This is a genomic window from Lactobacillus rizhaonensis, assembly GCF_036246345.1.
Lineage (GTDB): Bacteria > Bacillota > Bacilli > Lactobacillales > Lactobacillaceae > Lactobacillus > Lactobacillus rizhaonensis.
The window spans coordinates 165,242-180,160 of sequence record NZ_BTTV01000001.1; the positions used below are offsets into that span (position 1 = coordinate 165,242).

Genomic DNA, 14,919 nt, shown 5'->3' on the forward strand with positions numbered 1-14,919 from the left:
AGGGGAAATATGAAGTTTAAAGATGATAGGCCGATATATGTTCAAATCCAAGAAAATTTATGTCGCCAAATAATTACCGGAGAACTTAAACCCAGTCAGAAAATTCCCTCTGTCCGTAATTTAGCAACTCACCTAGTGGTCAACGTGAACACTGTTCAAAAGGCGCTCAGGCAAATGATCATATCGGGGCTTTTAATTACTAAAAGAGGAGAGGGTAATTTTGTGACTAATGATAAAAAATTACTGGAAAAAACTAAAAGAGACATTATCATATCTGAACAAAGTAAATTTGTGCAGAATATGAAAGCCTTAGGAGTTTCAGCGAGAAAACTTAATTTAATTTTAACTGAACACTTAAAGTAGGGAGTAAAAAATGGAAAATCTATTGGAAATAAGAGATTTAACTTACAAGAAAAATTTAAAAACAATTTTGGATAACATCAATTTAAATTTACAACCGGGAAAAATTGTAGCCCTTCTAGGTGAGAATGGTGCCGGGAAAACAACTTTAATGCGCATTATCAGTGGTATGGCCAAAAACTACCACGGTACAGTTACTATTTCAGGTAAGAACAATGTTGCAGAAAGAAAAGCACAACTCTCATTTACTGATGGATTAACTGGTTTTGCTAATTCAACGAAAATCAAAGAAATTGTCAAATTTTATGAGATCATCTATCAAGATTTTGATCAAAATCAATTTGAACAGTTGCGTCAGTTCATGAAATTAGATTCAGAGATGCGTTTATCTGAAATGTCCAAAGGAATGAAAGAAAAGTTAGTCATTGCCTTGGCATTTTCGCGCAAAGTTGACCTTTATTTATTAGATGAGCCCTTTTCGGGGATAGATGCCATGGCGCGCAAAAAAATAATTAATTCGATCATTTTATGGAAACCGGAAAATTCAACGATTCTTGTTTCAGATCATTTTGTCAACGAAATAGCTAGTATGCTTGATGAAATCGTCATTATTAAAGACAAAACCATTTACACGCACAAATCTACTGAGGAGATCCGCGAACATCATAAAAGTGTTGAAGATTATTATGAAGGTTTATACGATGCGGAGGAGGAATAATGAACGTTTTCAATCATTTGTTTGAAAAGTTACTGCAGAAAAAAGCCAAAAATGTTTATCTTTTAGTTATTCTGCAATTCATTAGTTCTCTAGCTTCAGCATTCTTTACTTATTTTAGTTTTTATTCTGGCAGATTTCACTTTAATTCGCACGAGAATCTCGAGTTTTTACCTGGTTGGATGGCTCTGTTTGCATCATTAACTTTCTTGTTCGGACCGATTCTATTTATTTTAACTGTAGTTGAAAATGAACGGTTAAATAGAAATCAAACATGGCGTTTAGCACCAATCAGTGATGGCAAGTTTTATGTTGCGAATATTTTAAGTTCATTTGTTTCTTTGCTTTATTTTGTGCTGCTAGATGTGTTAATTGCAATTTGTTTTTTATTTTTATCAATATTTACTAATCCTAAATTTGGCAAAAATTTACAGATTGATGTTGATTTAAACAGTACTGCAATTCTTGATTTTATTGGCATTATGTTACTGCTAATTCTTACTTGTCTTTTTCTTTACTTTTTGGTTAGTTTCCTTAACTTTTCCAGTCAAGCAATTTTAGACTTTTTACCACATGCATCAAGTCATATTCTAATTTCTTTTGTGCGCATATTTATAATTATCGTCTTGGTGGGATTACTAGTTAGGCTCTATAGCGTCTTTGCCAACTATATTATCAATATAGTTTTACTAAGATCTACTGGTCTTGCGGGATTGGAATCCGTTGTATTAATGATGTTTATCATTGATTTAATAATACTTGGTATTAACGTCTTCTTAATCAATCATTTTTTTGAAGCAGGAGAGAAGTAAAACCTAATACTGTTTCAATGTTTTCATAGTAGAAGGGAAAAGCATGACTTCTTTTAAAAATTTATTTGGCAGATTCTTTGTAGAAAAAGCCAAGAAAGTTTATTCATTTTTAATTATTCAAATAGTTGGTGCTTTAGCATTTTCCATTTTTGGGCTACTGATTGGTACAGGTGAGTTCGGTGAATTTTTAAATCTTTACTCCGAGCTTTTACCTGATTGGTTAATGGACTTTTGTCTATTGAGTTTCTTTTTTATCATTTTCTTTTTTATTTATATGGCTGTCAAAAATGAGCGGATTAATCGCAGTCAAACTTGGCGTTTAACTGCAATCACTGATGAAAAATTTTATATTGCTAATAGTTTAAGTTCGTTTATAACTTTTATCTATTTCATTATTCTTAACATTATTGTTGCAGGCATCTTATTATTTGTTTCATTTTTTATGGACAAGGCTTTTCGTAATTCATGTGAAAGAATTTTTAAGCAATTTAGACCAAATTTTGAACTGAATACAATTCGTTTAATTTTTGATATCATGTTACTCTTACTTTTATGTTGCTTTTTCATTTCGTTATTGATCAGCTTTTTAAATTTTTCCAGTAAAGCCATCATGGATTATCTTCCTGTAGCTTCAAACGGATTAATTGTGAAGCTATTACATATTTTTATTGTTATCGTAATAGCCTTGCTTTTTACCAAAGTAGAAAAAATTTTTGTCGACCAAGTTTTAGGCAGTCTTTTAAATTTTTTAAACTTAAATCCGGCTTACAACAACACTTTACCCTATCTTAATTTAATTGTTGTAGTTGTTAATTTAATTGTGTTCATCATTAATATCTTTTTATTTAAGCATTTCTTTGAAGCAGAGTAAAAAATAGAGGCATAATACCAATTTTATATGAACGACAATTTGTCATCGAGCAGAATTAAAAAATAAGGAGTTAAAAATGACAGAATTTAGCAGGTTATTTAATCGATTATTTAAAATTAAAGCAAAAAAATTACACGTATTACTTTTTTTCCAGATAATTGCAGCTTTCGCATGTGCCTTTTTTACTTATTATGAAGTGATAAATTGGCATATCCGCAAAAATCCCCAAAATAATGTCGGAATTATACCGGAATCGGCTATATACTTTGTCTTCTTGGCCTTTTTTATCATCTTTTTCGTTTATTTTATTACGCCATTACAGAGCGAGAAATTTAACCGCAGTCAAACCTGGCGCTTAGCTGCAATAAGCGACGGTCAATTTTATCTAGATAACGTATTAAGCACATTCGTATCTTTCATTTACTTTATTGTACTTGAATTCGTTGCTGCAATAACGCTTCTATTTTTATCATATTTTACCGACAAGCCTGTTGTATACTTTTTCCGCGATTTTTTAAAAAACATTCTACGCAATCTTGACATTAATGTATTCTGGATAATACTTGGTACGATCGTTTTAGCTATTTTAAGTTGTTTCTTTTTATATTTTGTTATCAGTTTCTTTAATTTTGCCAGCCGAGCAATACTAGATTTTGTCCCTGCAAACATTAATGGAGCAGTTGTGAAAGTATTACACATAGTCATAATCTTCGGATTAATCTGGTTCTTCTTTAAAATCCAAAATATCTTTGTTTACAAAGTTCTTTTATCAATTATTCATCCGACTAATTATGGACTTAATTTTTCTAGTAGTTTACCTTTTGCAATTTTGGCAAATGCAATTTGTGATCTTATTTTATTAGGCAGCAACATTTTCCTAATCAATCATTTTTATGAAGCAACTGAACATAAGTAGGGTTTACTATTAAGAAGTAAAAACTTACCAAATATTTACAAAAAGTAGTTTAACTACAATAATTAAAAGGTTTGCGGAAAAAATCAATCTAGTTTATGATAGTGTATTATAGGTGTATTACGGCCAAAGGATGGTGGACCTGTGGAATTTAAAGATAACATTCCTATTTACTTACAAATTAAGCAATACCTATATCGACAAATAATTACCGGTAAATTAAAGCCAGGTAAGAAAATCCCTTCTGTACGTGAACTGGCAGTGCAACTTACTGTGAATGTCAATACCGTGCAACGTGCCTTACAACAGATGAATTTTGAAGGCATTTTGTACACCAAGAGGGGAGAAGGTAATTTTGTCACTGAAGATACTACTTTACTTGATAAAACGAAAAGGGAACTAATTGATGATGAAATGGATAAGTTTGTACATAGTATGAATTCTTTAGGAGTATCTGACGAACAAATTCTGAAATCTTTATCTGAATATCTTAAAGAGGAGCATGAATAATGGCAAACCCTTTAGAAATAACTGATTTAGTTTACAAAAAGAACCAGAAAAAAATTATTACTGATTTAAATTTAACACTCAAACCGGGAAAAATTGTTGCTCTTTTGGGCGAAAACGGTGCAGGTAAAACCACATTGATGAGAATTATCAGCGGAGTTGCCAAAAATTATCACGGCACGGTAAAAGTTGCAGGCTTTGCTAAGGAGGCTGAAAGAAAAGACCATCTTTCTTTTACTGACGGTTTAACTGGATTTTCCCACTCCGTCAAAGTTAATGAAATCGTCAAGTTTTACCAAATTCTATACCATGATTTTAGTCTAAAGCAATTTGAGCAGTTAAGAAAATTCATGAATTTAGATTCTGGCTTACGCTTATCTGAAATGTCCAAAGGAATGAAAGAAAAGCTGATAATTGCTCTAACTTTTTCCAGGAAAACGGACTTGTATCTTCTGGATGAGCCCTTTTCTGGAATTGATGCTATGGCTCGTAAAAAAATTATCAAATCGATCATCTTATGGAAGCAGGAAAAGTCTACTATTTTAATTTCTGATCATTTTGTCAATGAGATTGCGGCGGTTCTCGATGAAGTTGTCATTATCAAAAATAAGACAATTTGTATGCAAAAGTCTACTGAAGAAATTAGAGCAGATAACCAAACAGTAGAAGATTTTTATGAAAGCTTTTACCAGAGAGAGGAGGAGGAATAATGGCAATTTTTAATCGTTATTTTACCGTACTCTTTAGGTTAAAAACTAAATGGATTTCTCTTCTGTTAATTATCCAGACTGTTGCCTCATTTGCGATGACTTTTTTCAATTTTAATAACGGCCATGTTTATATCAACAGACAAATTTTTTCTAACTTTTTTACATTATGGCTAGCTATTTTTATTGTACAAGCATTGCTTTTTATAGGCATATTTTATTTAACTACTTGTTTTCAAAATGAACGCGTAAGTGGTAACCAGACTTGGCGCTTAATACCAATTGATGATAAAAAATTCTACTTTGATAATATTTTAAGCTCATTTGCTGCCTTGCTTTTCTTTGCGATATTGGAAATTATCTGCACGTTAATTTTAAGTGCTGTAACTTTCACTTTTGATGGTCAGTTTCATAGCTCTATAATCGAAATGTTTGCTGATATTGGAAGGCATTTGCAACAAGTTGATCTGGAAATTATGTTTGATTTCTTTGGTGCACTTATGATGGTCATTCTTTGCGCGTTTTTGGGTTACTTCATAATTAGTTTTTTAAATTACTCTAGTCGTGCACTTTTAGACTTTCTGCCGCAAGCATTGAGTAAAATTTATGTTCGCGTCATTGCAGTTTTCATAATTATTTTGGTTGCCTGGCTTATGATCAAAGCAAATGACGTTGGCCTAAAAATAATTTCTTTTCCATTTAAATTTATGTTTGGCGAAACATCTGGTACAAATGATGATTTGGCTTTAGCATTATTATTAATGCTTATTATTAATATATTATTTTGGTTTTTTGATACAATTCTTTTCAGTAAGTTTTTTGAAGCAAGAGAAGGCAAATAAAAAATTCGCATACTAAAAGGCGCTAAAATTTTTTAGCGTCTTTTTAACAGCCAAAAAAGACCCTTAAGACAAACAACAAAAATGTCAATCCAAATAAAAGACAATGAAAGCCAAAGCAGCAATGTTCTTTGCTATTAGGCTTTGGGTTTTTCTTGAAATAATAAACGCTATTAAACTGATCAAAAGCAAGATAATTTCTATAATTATTCCTATGACTAACATTTCTCTCAAATTACCAAAAATAAAAGCCTGCAATTATCCAAGATGAACTGCAGGCTATACTTATAACTAACTTTTCAATGATTCGCAGCAAGGTAATCATACAGCTGATTAATTTCTTCAGGAGTAAATTCACCTTCACCAGTTTTCATCGCATGAATCTTTTCAACTGACAAATGACTAGCAAAAGCTAAATCCGTATCAGTAACATGATGTTTGACTTGAAAGTCAATAATTGCATCGGATAATTCCTCTAACTGCTGATTCATATTAAATTCTCCTTTACAATTTATTTTAACGGAAAAATACTAAAATTCAATGAAAATTAAAGTTAAAAACCTTGAATTTTATTAAATGGCCAATATCTGAATTTGACTTTGCCAATCAGATTCTGTCTTTTAACAGGTCCAAAAATATGCGAATCCTTAGATATATCGCGGTGATCACCCATTACCCAATAATAACCCTTAGGGACTTTATAAGTAAAATTGGTCGTATACGTCTGTCCTTGAGCATTATTAGCTTTTTTAAAGTGATTTTCTAGATAAGGCTCAGGTAAGAGCTTACCATTGACGTACATCTTATCATTCTTGGAAACCAGCTTATCACCCGGTAATCCAATTATGCGCTTGATATAGTAGGCTCCTGGCAAATCATTTGCGGCTTTAGGGGCTAGCAATACAACTACATCATTGCGCTTAGGTTTGAAATGGCGTACAGCGATTAAGCGATCATTATCTTCAAAGGTTGGTTGCATTGATGGCCCTGAAACTCTATCATTAGAAAGTACGAAATGGAATAAAACAAAGAAAATTCCTAAAATTACTGCCATCATTATGACGACATCAAGAATAAATTTGCCTAAGCTTTCTTCCTCTTCGTCTTGGTTTTTTGTAACTTTTTTTGCCATAAAATATTCTCCTTTTTCATGTTACTCTTTATTATAACTGAAATCTGGTCGTTTGAATGTTAAAATCATTATAGGTATTTGATAATGACAGATTTTTTAAGTAAAATTAACCAATTGGATGCCAAACTTAATATCGAGTCTGTGCATCAACAAGTAATGGAAATAAATAATATTGTTGCTATCATTAGGCAAAAGCAGGTATTAAAAAGAGCCCCCAAAAAGCTGGGTTTTTTACCCGATATTGCTGAAGAAATTTGCAGCAACCATTTTCATTCTAAAGATCAGCTAGATGATTTCAAAACAGTTAATCAGTTGCTAAATAATATCCGGCAATTTTTAGCAATTAAGTTTGGCTTATGGTCAATTCCGAATCTAGAAACTGCTCAAACAATTAAAGATCAGCTAAAAATTAACAAAGGTTTGGAAATAATGGCAGGCAATGGTTATTGGAGTAAAGCATTGTCTAAAGTTGGCGTCAAAATGACTGCTACGGATAATTTAGATTGGTCAAGGACTTCAAATACTGGAGCCCAAGCATTTGTGCCTGTTAGTAATTATGACGCTGTAACAGCTGTCAAGCAATTTAGTGATGTCGATTTAATAATTTGCTCCTGGGCGCCTAACTTTGGCAACAGTGATGAAAAAGTTGTTGCTACTTGGCAAAAATTCAATTGTGCCACACATCTACTGTTTGTAGGTGAAAGAAATGGTGTGACCAATTCTGCAGCTTTTTGGCAAAAGGAGCCATTTCTTCATTCTAAGAAACTAAGTCTAATCAATCAGACATTTACAAGTTTTGATTTTATTGATGAACAAATTTTTGAGATAGCACATGAGATTTAAAAAAATAATTTTAGTTATTATTATATTTTTATCGTTTCTGGGAATTGGCAGCATGCTGTCAAACGTCCAGTCACGAGAAGCGGATCAATTACTTGAAGCCTATGGTCTAAGTAATAATACCCGTTACATTGAAATTAAGAATAAGCAAAATGTCAGATCCTTTTTGATATACCTACAAAAAGCATATCCCCACAACAAAATTCAAGTTCATATGACTAGCAAATCTAAGAAAAACCAAACTTTGGTGTGGTCAAACCATGATGTATTAAACCTACCGACAGAAGCAGGCAGATATTTTACCAAAGATGACTTTAAAGGTCAGGTTTCTTTTGCTGTGCTGGGATTAAATGCGAAAGTCCCTACTTATGAGGCGCAAGGAAACGAATATGTTTATTTGAATAAGAAATATTATACAGTTGTAGGTACTTTAAAACATTATCGCCAAATGAAGCAAGATAGTTATTATCTTACTACTAGTCCCGAACAGCCAACTGGAAAATTCAAATTACGTGATTATCAAATTATAATAGATAGTTCAAATAAAGTGATTCGTCAAATTGCCAAGCATTATGGGGTTAAGGCTAAAGTACCGCTTTTTGTTAAAAACCATCAAATCCATCAGTTTTCAATTATTAAAGAAATTTTATTTGTCATAATCTTTTTGTTAATTGCCTCATTCAGCAATTTAGTTTTAGCTTTTATAGATTGGAAAACTGTTAAATTAACTCACTTAAAGGGTAACTTGCTGCGTAATTGGTTAATAAATCATGGAATCAGAATCTTATTGATTGAAGTATTAGTAACTATATGTGCATATTTTTTCTTGATGTGGCGCACTTTTCTATCTAAGCCGCAGCATCTAATTTGGCTCCTTACAGCCTGCTGGATCATCATTTCTTTTTTATACAGCATATGCATCTTGTATTTATTACGAAAGGATCAAAATAATGCCTAAACTGCCTGAGGATTTTAAAGAAAAATATATTAGGTTATTAGGAAAAAGTAGAGCAGAAGAATTTTTCAACTCAATAAATGATAGACCCAAAAGTGCGTTTCGCATTAATTCATTAAAAGAAAACTACTGTGTATCTTATGAACAAGAAAAAGAAGTTTCGGGTGTATCCAAAGCCTATTACGGTAAAATTAATGGTCAAGATCCAGCCTGGGTAAGTGGAGCTGTTTATTCACAGGAACCCACGGCAATGTTTCCAGCATTATTTCTAAAAGCATGTCCCGGACAAAAAATCCTTGATTTATGTGCTGCACCTGGCGGTAAAAGCACTGCAATCAGCGAACAGCTAAAAGGTGAAGGACTCTTAGTCGCAAATGAAATTTCACATAGCAGAGCAAAAGTATTACGGGAAAATCTTGAACGGTGGGGCACGACAAATTCTTTAATTGTAAGCGAAAAGCCAGAAAAATTAGCACAGTGTTTTCCCCATTATTTTGATAAAATTTTAGTTGATGCGCCTTGTAGTGGCGAGGGCATGTTTCGTAAGAATCCTCAAGCTATTGATTACTGGTCACAAAATTACGTCCTGCTTTGTCAAAAACGGCAAAAGGAAATCTTAAATGCGGCAGTCAAAATGTTAAAACCAGAAGGAGAACTAGTATATTCAACCTGTACATATTCTCCAGAGGAAAATGAACAAATAGTTTCGTGGCTAACCCAAAAATTTAATTTAACTATTATGGCACTAGACGTAAAAACACGCGCTATTGATCATGGACATCCTGAATGGGCTGACAATAACCTTGATCTCATTAAGACAGTACGATTTTGGCCTACGGCTGAACTAGGTGAAGGGCAATTTGCTGCAAAATTAAAATTATCGCCCCAAGTGGAGGTTCAAGGCAAAATCTCGAGAAAGCAAAAAGCGAAGAAAAAAAGTAAGCTTCAAAAAGAATCTCTAAACAAAGCCGAAATTCAATTAATAGCAGAAGTATTAGATAAATTTAATTTACCAGCTGCAATAAAAAATTGGCGGTTAAATAGTCAAGTACGTAATAATCACGTTTTTATACCCGCATTATTAGACAGTGCAAATCTTCATTTGCAGATATTATCAAATGGTGTTGAGCTAGGCTTGCTAAAGAAAAACCGTTTTGAGCCTAGCCACCAACTAGCTATGGTTTTAGCAGAAGAAAAGCAAAATAGGGTAATTGAACTAAGCAATGAAAACTACTTAAAATACTTACACGGTGAAGCATTAAGAACGGAATTTAACGAAACGGGTTTTGTTTTAGTCAGTTGCCAAAATTTTATTCTAGGTTTTGGTAAAATCAGCAATCACATTATTAAAAATTATTACCCTAAGGGACTACGAGTTTAATAGAAAGAATAAAGAATGATTAAACTAATCGCTACAGATATGGACGGAACTTGGTTAACAGATCAGAAAACATATGATCAGAAATTGTTTTTGCAAGAATTTCAGATTATGCAAAAAAAAGGAATTAAGTTTGTTGTTGCTAGCGGAAATCAGTTTGAAAATTTATATTCGCGATTTCCACAAGTGGCCAATCAGCTTTACTACATAGCGGATAATGGAGCACTAGTAGCACAAGGTAAGCAGGTTATTCACGTTGATTGTCTTTCTGAAAGGGACTGGCAGACAATTATGAAGATAATGCAGGAAAACCAGGAAAAGGTTACAGTTTCGGGTCTTGCTAGTGCTTATATTTTAAGAAAAGATGGACCTGAGTATGCTAAAGAACTAAAAAAGTACTATGAAAAACTAACAGTTGTTGAGAATTTTAATGATCTTGATGATCAAATTTTCAAGGTTACGTTTGATGTTCCTGAAAATAAAATGCCGCATCTTTTAGAAAAATTAAGACGTAATTATCCTGAAATTGACTTTGTTTCTGGCTCTTCTTCATCTATAGATATGTCAACAAAAGGTATGAATAAGGCAAAGGGCTTACAGTTTTTAAGTAGTAAATTCAAAATTAATCCTAAAGAAATGGTAACTTTTGGTGATAGCGGCAATGATGTGGGGATGCTAAAATATGCTGGTACCAGTTATGCCACAGGAACTGCACTTCCTGTGGCTAAGAAGGTTGCTACTCACATTATAGGCTCAAGCAATGACAGCGCCGTTCAAAAAGAAATATGGCGTTTATTAAATTAAAAAAACAAAAAAACAAATAACTAATTTTATGTAAGACAATAGTTATTTGTTTTTTTATAAGAACCTATAATAGCTGATCAATCGCTGTTTTCAATGGTAAATCATAATATTTTTTAATCTCGTTTAACTTTGTTAAATCATTTTGACCATAAATAGCTAGCAGATTAGCAAGTTCTTGTTGCCATTCTAAAATAAGATTTTGCAAATAATTAACATCATGTTTGATTAAAGCTTGCAAAAAAACATTGGAAATACCAACAGCTTTTCCGCCTAGACATAACCCTTTAAAAACGTCTAAAGGATTACGCACACCACCTGAGACAATAAAATCAACTTGCTGTTTAGCAGCCATTAAGCCTGAGATGACAGTGGGTAAGCCGATATCACTCAGATAAGAAACATCATTGGCATTACGAGCATTTTCTATCTGGGCAAAATTTGTGCCGCCGCTGCCGGCAACATCGAAAACTTTAAAGCCTTCATTTTTCAACAAATGAAATGTTCTTTCATCTAGACCAAAGCCGACTTCTTTAATAATAATTGGTACTGTTACTTTTTGACGTAATTCTTTTAAATTATTTAGCCAATAGAAATCACGGTCTCCTTCAGGCATGGCAATTTCTTGCACCGCGTTCAAGTGAACTTGGAGAGCGTCAGCATTTAATTCTGCAACTATTTTTTGTGCTTGTTCGGCCGATGTTTTAGCATTTACATTTGCAATTAAAACACCAGCTGGATCTTGCTGGCGTGCAATCAAAAAGCTGTCACTAAGAGAAGGCTCCTTAGTCAAAATACTAGCAGAGCCGAGTGCCAGAGCAATATTAGTTTTAGCGGCAACTTGTCCCAATTGCTTATTAATCAAATAGGATTTATGAGAACCGCCGGTCATTGCATTAATAAAAAAGGGGGCTGCCACTTTTTTGCCAAACATTGTGGTTTGTATGGCTTTTATACTTACTTCAGTTTCTGGCAAAGCCGGCCGCACCAAATGCATCTGATCAAAACTATTTTGTTTATTGTCTTGATAAAATCTTTGTGCTAAAATCAAATGTTCTTCTTTACGATTAGATCTAAGTGACATGGTTATCCTCTAGTCTGCAACCCGAATTTGGTGGACGCGAAAGTCTAGCGGCATTATACCGTTTTGGCGCCATTTATCTTCGAGATAAGCAGTATCCGTATTTGCATCAGCGATTACAATACCGCAATCGCCATTACCAGCACCGGAAGTTTTAGCAGCTCCTCCAAATGACTCGGCGATATTAATGAGTTGGGAAAGTCGCGGAATTTCAATTGCAATCTGATTTATTTGCGCAAAATGTTGCAACAATTTGCGGTTAACTCGAATTTGCTTTTTTATTAACTGAATATCTTGTTGTTCAAATCCGGCAATCATCTTTAGTACACATTTACGAGAAAGCCTGAGAAATTCTTGATATTGTCCGTTTAAGGCAGCCTTATTGGCATTAGTTTCATCAACGAGCCGGGAAGTTGATGCAGGCTTTTGACTCCAGCCAATCATTAATTTTAAGCCAGCGGGTGGAGTTAAAAGTTGTATCTTCAAACCGGGCCAGGCTTCATTGACCACTTCAGATAATGTTTTATGTGCCAGTTCATTAGCAAGCCATTGTTTATCAAAAGTCTGATAAGCAATCCAGCCACCATAAACACTGGCTGCAATATCACCAGCCGAGCCATTTCCTTGAACTGAGTAATGAGAAATGGCTGATAATTTATAAACTAATTCATTACTAAAAGCAACGTTATAAAAACGCAATATTGCTTTGACAGTGGCTACTGTAACTGCAGCACTAGAACCTAAACCATATTTTTTGCCATCAGAAGAATCAAGATCTGAATTGACATATAAATCATAGACTTTCATCTTGACTTTTTGTTCCAAGCAAAAGCGTTCCGTGTAAGAAATTGCGGCCAAAATATATTCAAATGGATTATCGCGGTTATCAATAACCATTTTTGCTCCATGCCTAACCCAGTGAATGGAGCTTTGAGAATATTGTTTAGAGTGGATTAAACCAGTTTTTGATTTTGACTTAATGATTGACACACGAATAAATTGGTTAACAGCTACTAGAATTGCAGGACAATCTTGCTCTAGTACTGCGTACTCGCCAGCTATGTATAATTTTCCGGGTGCTTGTTCTGTTATCAAAAGAATTAAATCTCCTAATCAATTAATTTACATTAACTAGTTCAGACATGAAATACCTGGACCAAAACTTGCATTTATTATGTTAACATTATGGAATTCGGATACAAACCTCTTAGTAATATCTTTTACATTTTTTAATTGACTTAAGATTTTTATATTAGGTCCGGCATCTATCGTGAAGTAACATTCTATACCTTGGCTACGCAAATCAGCTACTAATTTGATTGCTTTAATAGTTGCGGGCTCAAAATATGTAAAACCCGGTTGAGCAGTTAGATTGACAGCATGCATTTCACAGGCATTTAATTCTGCTAAGCTGCCCAGTTTTGAAAAATCATTTGCTTTGATAGCAGAAACCATCTGCGCCAACTCAGCTTGATTACGCTCAAGCCATGGCCTGAAAAAAGGTGAAGTTTGTGCTTGCTCCATTCCCTGAGTAGAGGAGAGGTCTTTAGGATTTTTATCAAGTTCAACCACTAGTAATTGTAAATCCATTTTGGGCTTTTCATCTAAAGCATAAGCATAGGAAGATTCATTATCAGTACCTTTTTGCCAAATCGCAAAGCCACCAAAAATTGACCTGCTGGCTGAACCTGAGCCTAAACGAGCCAGACGGGAAAGTTCAACTGCTGATAAACTAATACCATAGTGAACGCAAAAGGCTCCTGCTAATGCTGCAAAAGCTGAACTGGAAGAGGCCAAACCTGCGGCCGTCGGAACATGATTAACTGACTCAACTTTTAAATTACCCTTAACGTCGAACTTTTCTTGTAACCGCTTTAAAAAAGAAAAAACCCTTTGGTAACTTGGTCCGCTCTGTTCAACACCATTTAACCAAAACTGGTTTTTAGGATCAGCATAAACTTTAGTATCAGTATAAAATTGATCCAGTGTCATAGACAAACTGGACATTAGTGGTAAACGCAGACTTTGGTTTGCTTTACCCCAATATTTTATTAAGGCAATATTGGTATGAGCACGAACTGTTTTTTCCATAAATTAAATTTCCTCAATCCAACTATGTGCCACGATTTTTTGACATTTATGAGCTATTTTAAGAGCATCATCCTGATTGCGACACAAAGCGATCACGATACCGCCTAGTCCGCTACCAGACAATTTAAAGCCCAAGGCATCATTTGCATGAGCTATTTTTTGCAATTGATCAATCTTATCAGTTGAAAGGTTAAATGAATGCAATATTTCTTGAGCCCGATTGAAAGCTAAGCCAACTGTCGCTGCATCTTTATTTAGCCAAGCACTTTTAGTTTCATCAGCCAGTTTACCTAATTCCTTAAGATTATTTTGAGCTGTGGTTGATTCATTTAGTAATTTATGAACTTGATTAACAGCTTTTTTCGTACTACCCAATTCACCTGTATCCATAATAAGCAAGGTGGCGTGTAATTTCGACCTTAGCGGCTTAGGACCCTCTTTTTGATTGAAAAAGATTAGGCAATCAGAATTAACAGTTGCTGCATCAAGACCTGATGCTTTACCGTGGTTAATCATTTCCGCGTGGTTAGTAATGTTAATAATTTCAGTTTCGGTTAAATTTAAGTGGAAATAATCATTCATTGCGCGCGTAGTAGCCAGTGCCACGGTTGCGCTGGAACCTAAGCCGCGTTCAATTGGAATCTCTCCAGTATAGGTTATTTTAAGTGCTGTTTGACTTGCAGCTTTGTTCAGCATTGTTTTAACTACATATTTTAAACCATCATATTCATCCGGAGCCATAAAAAAAGGCCCCTGATAATGAGCCGTATCCATCCACATTTTTTCAGATGGTTCTACAGTTGTTCTAATATGTAAAGAAGTAATTGGCAATGCTAAAGCATCATAGCCATAAACTACTGAATGTTCACCAATTAAAATAACTTTTCCATGTCCTAAAAAACTTGATTTCATTTTAT

18 protein-coding genes are annotated in these 14,919 nt (G+C 33.9%); 12 read left to right on the forward strand and 6 right to left on the reverse strand.

Translation table 11 applies throughout. The features are described 5' to 3' along the window. Window positions 1–9: 9 nt before the first annotated feature. The 8 genes from AAA915_RS00820 (at window position 10) to AAA915_RS00855 (ending at window position 5,727) form a co-directional block, all read left to right on the forward strand. Window positions 10–363 carry a GntR family transcriptional regulator gene (locus AAA915_RS00820; RefSeq protein WP_338199016.1) on the forward strand — a complete coding sequence of 118 codons (354 nt, stop codon included), beginning with the start codon at window positions 10–12 and terminating at the stop codon, window positions 361–363. Between the two features lie 10 nt (window positions 364–373). Next, complete coding sequence (locus AAA915_RS00825; protein WP_294601709.1) at window positions 374–1,078, forward strand: ABC transporter ATP-binding protein; 705 nt, start codon at window positions 374–376, stop codon at window positions 1,076–1,078. Further along, window positions 1,078–1,887, forward strand: a complete 810-nt coding sequence (locus AAA915_RS00830; RefSeq protein ID WP_338199019.1) for a hypothetical protein — start codon at window positions 1,078–1,080, stop codon at window positions 1,885–1,887. Before AAA915_RS00825 ends, AAA915_RS00830 begins: the two co-directional genes overlap by 1 nt. A 43-nt stretch (window positions 1,888–1,930) precedes the next feature. After that, window positions 1,931–2,758 carry a hypothetical protein gene (locus tag AAA915_RS00835; RefSeq protein WP_338199021.1) on the forward strand — a complete coding sequence of 276 codons (828 nt, stop codon included), beginning with the start codon at window positions 1,931–1,933 and terminating at the stop codon, window positions 2,756–2,758. Window positions 2,759–2,834: 76 nt separating this feature from the next. Further along, the gene (locus tag AAA915_RS00840; protein WP_338199023.1) at window positions 2,835–3,674 is read left to right on the forward strand and encodes a hypothetical protein; all 840 of its coding nucleotides are present in this window, start codon (window positions 2,835–2,837) and stop codon (window positions 3,672–3,674) included. A gap of 141 nt (window positions 3,675–3,815) precedes the next feature. Continuing rightward, window positions 3,816–4,181, forward strand: coding sequence for a GntR family transcriptional regulator (locus AAA915_RS00845; RefSeq protein ID WP_338199025.1), 366 nt, complete (start codon window positions 3,816–3,818; stop codon window positions 4,179–4,181). Beyond that, window positions 4,181–4,888 carry an ABC transporter ATP-binding protein gene (locus AAA915_RS00850; protein WP_338199026.1) on the forward strand — a complete coding sequence of 236 codons (708 nt, stop codon included), beginning with the start codon at window positions 4,181–4,183 and terminating at the stop codon, window positions 4,886–4,888. Before AAA915_RS00845 ends, AAA915_RS00850 begins: the two co-directional genes overlap by 1 nt. Continuing rightward, window positions 4,888–5,727, forward strand: coding sequence for a hypothetical protein (locus AAA915_RS00855; protein ID WP_338199028.1), 840 nt, complete (start codon window positions 4,888–4,890; stop codon window positions 5,725–5,727). The genes AAA915_RS00850 and AAA915_RS00855 overlap by 1 nt, the downstream gene beginning before the upstream one ends. Window positions 5,728–6,023: 296 nt before the next feature. Here the strand turns inward: AAA915_RS00855 and AAA915_RS00860 are convergent, their stop codons facing one another. Further along, a complete protein-coding gene (locus AAA915_RS00860) occupies window positions 6,024–6,215 on the reverse strand; it encodes an LBP_cg2779 family protein (protein WP_046324857.1) in 192 nt (63 codons plus the stop codon). 62 nt (window positions 6,216–6,277) lie between these two features. Beyond that, window positions 6,278–6,856 carry a signal peptidase I gene (lepB, locus tag AAA915_RS00865; RefSeq protein WP_338199032.1) on the reverse strand — a complete coding sequence of 193 codons (579 nt, stop codon included), beginning with the start codon at window positions 6,854–6,856 and terminating at the stop codon, window positions 6,278–6,280. 84 nt (window positions 6,857–6,940) lie between these two features. Here lepB and AAA915_RS00870 point away from each other — a divergent pair, with 84 nt between their 5' ends. Genes AAA915_RS00870 through AAA915_RS00885 form a run of 4 tightly spaced genes read left to right on the forward strand, consistent with a single transcriptional unit; the run spans window position 6,941 to window position 10,833 of the window. Further along, window positions 6,941–7,699, forward strand: a complete 759-nt coding sequence (locus AAA915_RS00870; protein ID WP_338199034.1) for an SAM-dependent methyltransferase — start codon at window positions 6,941–6,943, stop codon at window positions 7,697–7,699. A 52-nt stretch (window positions 7,700–7,751) separates the two neighbouring features. Then, window positions 7,752–8,654: a hypothetical protein gene (locus AAA915_RS00875; protein ID WP_338199036.1), complete on the forward strand. Its 903-nt coding sequence runs from the start codon at window positions 7,752–7,754 to the stop codon at window positions 8,652–8,654. Beyond that, the gene (locus AAA915_RS00880) at window positions 8,647–10,032 is read left to right on the forward strand and encodes an RsmB/NOP family class I SAM-dependent RNA methyltransferase (protein ID WP_338199038.1); all 1,386 of its coding nucleotides are present in this window, start codon (window positions 8,647–8,649) and stop codon (window positions 10,030–10,032) included. Before AAA915_RS00875 ends, AAA915_RS00880 begins: the two co-directional genes overlap by 8 nt. A 15-nt stretch (window positions 10,033–10,047) precedes the next feature. Beyond that, window positions 10,048–10,833, forward strand: a complete 786-nt coding sequence (locus AAA915_RS00885) for an HAD family hydrolase (protein ID WP_338199040.1) — start codon at window positions 10,048–10,050, stop codon at window positions 10,831–10,833. A gap of 64 nt (window positions 10,834–10,897) precedes the next feature. On the opposite strand, the gene fni is transcribed toward AAA915_RS00885, so the two are convergent. Genes fni through mvk form a run of 4 tightly spaced genes read right to left on the reverse strand, consistent with a single transcriptional unit; the run spans window position 10,898 to window position 14,914 of the window. Beyond that, window positions 10,898–11,914 (reverse strand): type 2 isopentenyl-diphosphate Delta-isomerase, encoded by a 1,017-nt coding sequence (gene fni / locus AAA915_RS00890; RefSeq protein WP_338199042.1) that lies wholly within the window; start codon window positions 11,912–11,914, stop codon window positions 10,898–10,900. Window positions 11,915–11,923: 9 nt separating this feature from the next. Further along, window positions 11,924–13,006 (reverse strand): phosphomevalonate kinase, encoded by a 1,083-nt coding sequence (locus tag AAA915_RS00895; protein WP_338199044.1) that lies wholly within the window; start codon window positions 13,004–13,006, stop codon window positions 11,924–11,926. A gap of 36 nt (window positions 13,007–13,042) precedes the next feature. Next, window positions 13,043–14,002: a diphosphomevalonate decarboxylase gene (gene mvaD, locus AAA915_RS00900; protein WP_338199046.1), complete on the reverse strand. Its 960-nt coding sequence runs from the start codon at window positions 14,000–14,002 to the stop codon at window positions 13,043–13,045. 3 nt (window positions 14,003–14,005) lie between these two features. After that, the gene (mvk, locus tag AAA915_RS00905) at window positions 14,006–14,914 is read right to left on the reverse strand and encodes a mevalonate kinase (protein WP_338199048.1); all 909 of its coding nucleotides are present in this window, start codon (window positions 14,912–14,914) and stop codon (window positions 14,006–14,008) included. Window positions 14,915–14,919 lie beyond the last annotated feature (5 nt).

Excerpts from the sequence above, each read along its gene's own strand:
- AAA915_RS00875 (WP_338199036.1), top strand. The coding sequence starts at position 7,752 with ATGCTGTCAAACGTCCAGTCACGAGAAGCGGATCAATTACTTGAAGCC.
- AAA915_RS00880 (WP_338199038.1), top strand. The coding sequence starts at position 8,647 with ATGCCTAAACTGCCTGAGGATTTTAAAGAAAAATATATTAGGTTATTA.
- fni (WP_338199042.1), bottom strand. The coding sequence starts at position 11,914 with ATGTCACTTAGATCTAATCGTAAAGAAGAACATTTGATTTTAGCACAA.
- AAA915_RS00885 (WP_338199040.1), top strand. The coding sequence starts at position 10,048 with ATGATTAAACTAATCGCTACAGATATGGACGGAACTTGGTTAACAGAT.
- AAA915_RS00855 (WP_338199028.1), top strand. The coding sequence starts at position 4,888 with ATGGCAATTTTTAATCGTTATTTTACCGTACTCTTTAGGTTAAAAACT.
- AAA915_RS00835 (WP_338199021.1), top strand. The coding sequence starts at position 1,931 with ATGACTTCTTTTAAAAATTTATTTGGCAGATTCTTTGTAGAAAAAGCC.
- mvaD (WP_338199046.1), bottom strand. The coding sequence starts at position 14,002 with ATGGAAAAAACAGTTCGTGCTCATACCAATATTGCCTTAATAAAATAT.
- AAA915_RS00870 (WP_338199034.1), top strand. The coding sequence starts at position 6,941 with ATGACAGATTTTTTAAGTAAAATTAACCAATTGGATGCCAAACTTAAT.
- AAA915_RS00830 (WP_338199019.1), top strand. The coding sequence starts at position 1,078 with ATGAACGTTTTCAATCATTTGTTTGAAAAGTTACTGCAGAAAAAAGCC.
- mvk (WP_338199048.1), bottom strand. The coding sequence starts at position 14,914 with ATGAAATCAAGTTTTTTAGGACATGGAAAAGTTATTTTAATTGGTGAA.
- AAA915_RS00850 (WP_338199026.1), top strand. The coding sequence starts at position 4,181 with ATGGCAAACCCTTTAGAAATAACTGATTTAGTTTACAAAAAGAACCAG.
- AAA915_RS00860 (WP_046324857.1), bottom strand. The coding sequence starts at position 6,215 with ATGAATCAGCAGTTAGAGGAATTATCCGATGCAATTATTGACTTTCAA.
- AAA915_RS00820 (WP_338199016.1), top strand. The coding sequence starts at position 10 with ATGAAGTTTAAAGATGATAGGCCGATATATGTTCAAATCCAAGAAAAT.
- AAA915_RS00825 (WP_294601709.1), top strand. The coding sequence starts at position 374 with ATGGAAAATCTATTGGAAATAAGAGATTTAACTTACAAGAAAAATTTA.
- AAA915_RS00840 (WP_338199023.1), top strand. The coding sequence starts at position 2,835 with ATGACAGAATTTAGCAGGTTATTTAATCGATTATTTAAAATTAAAGCA.
- lepB (WP_338199032.1), bottom strand. The coding sequence starts at position 6,856 with ATGGCAAAAAAAGTTACAAAAAACCAAGACGAAGAGGAAGAAAGCTTA.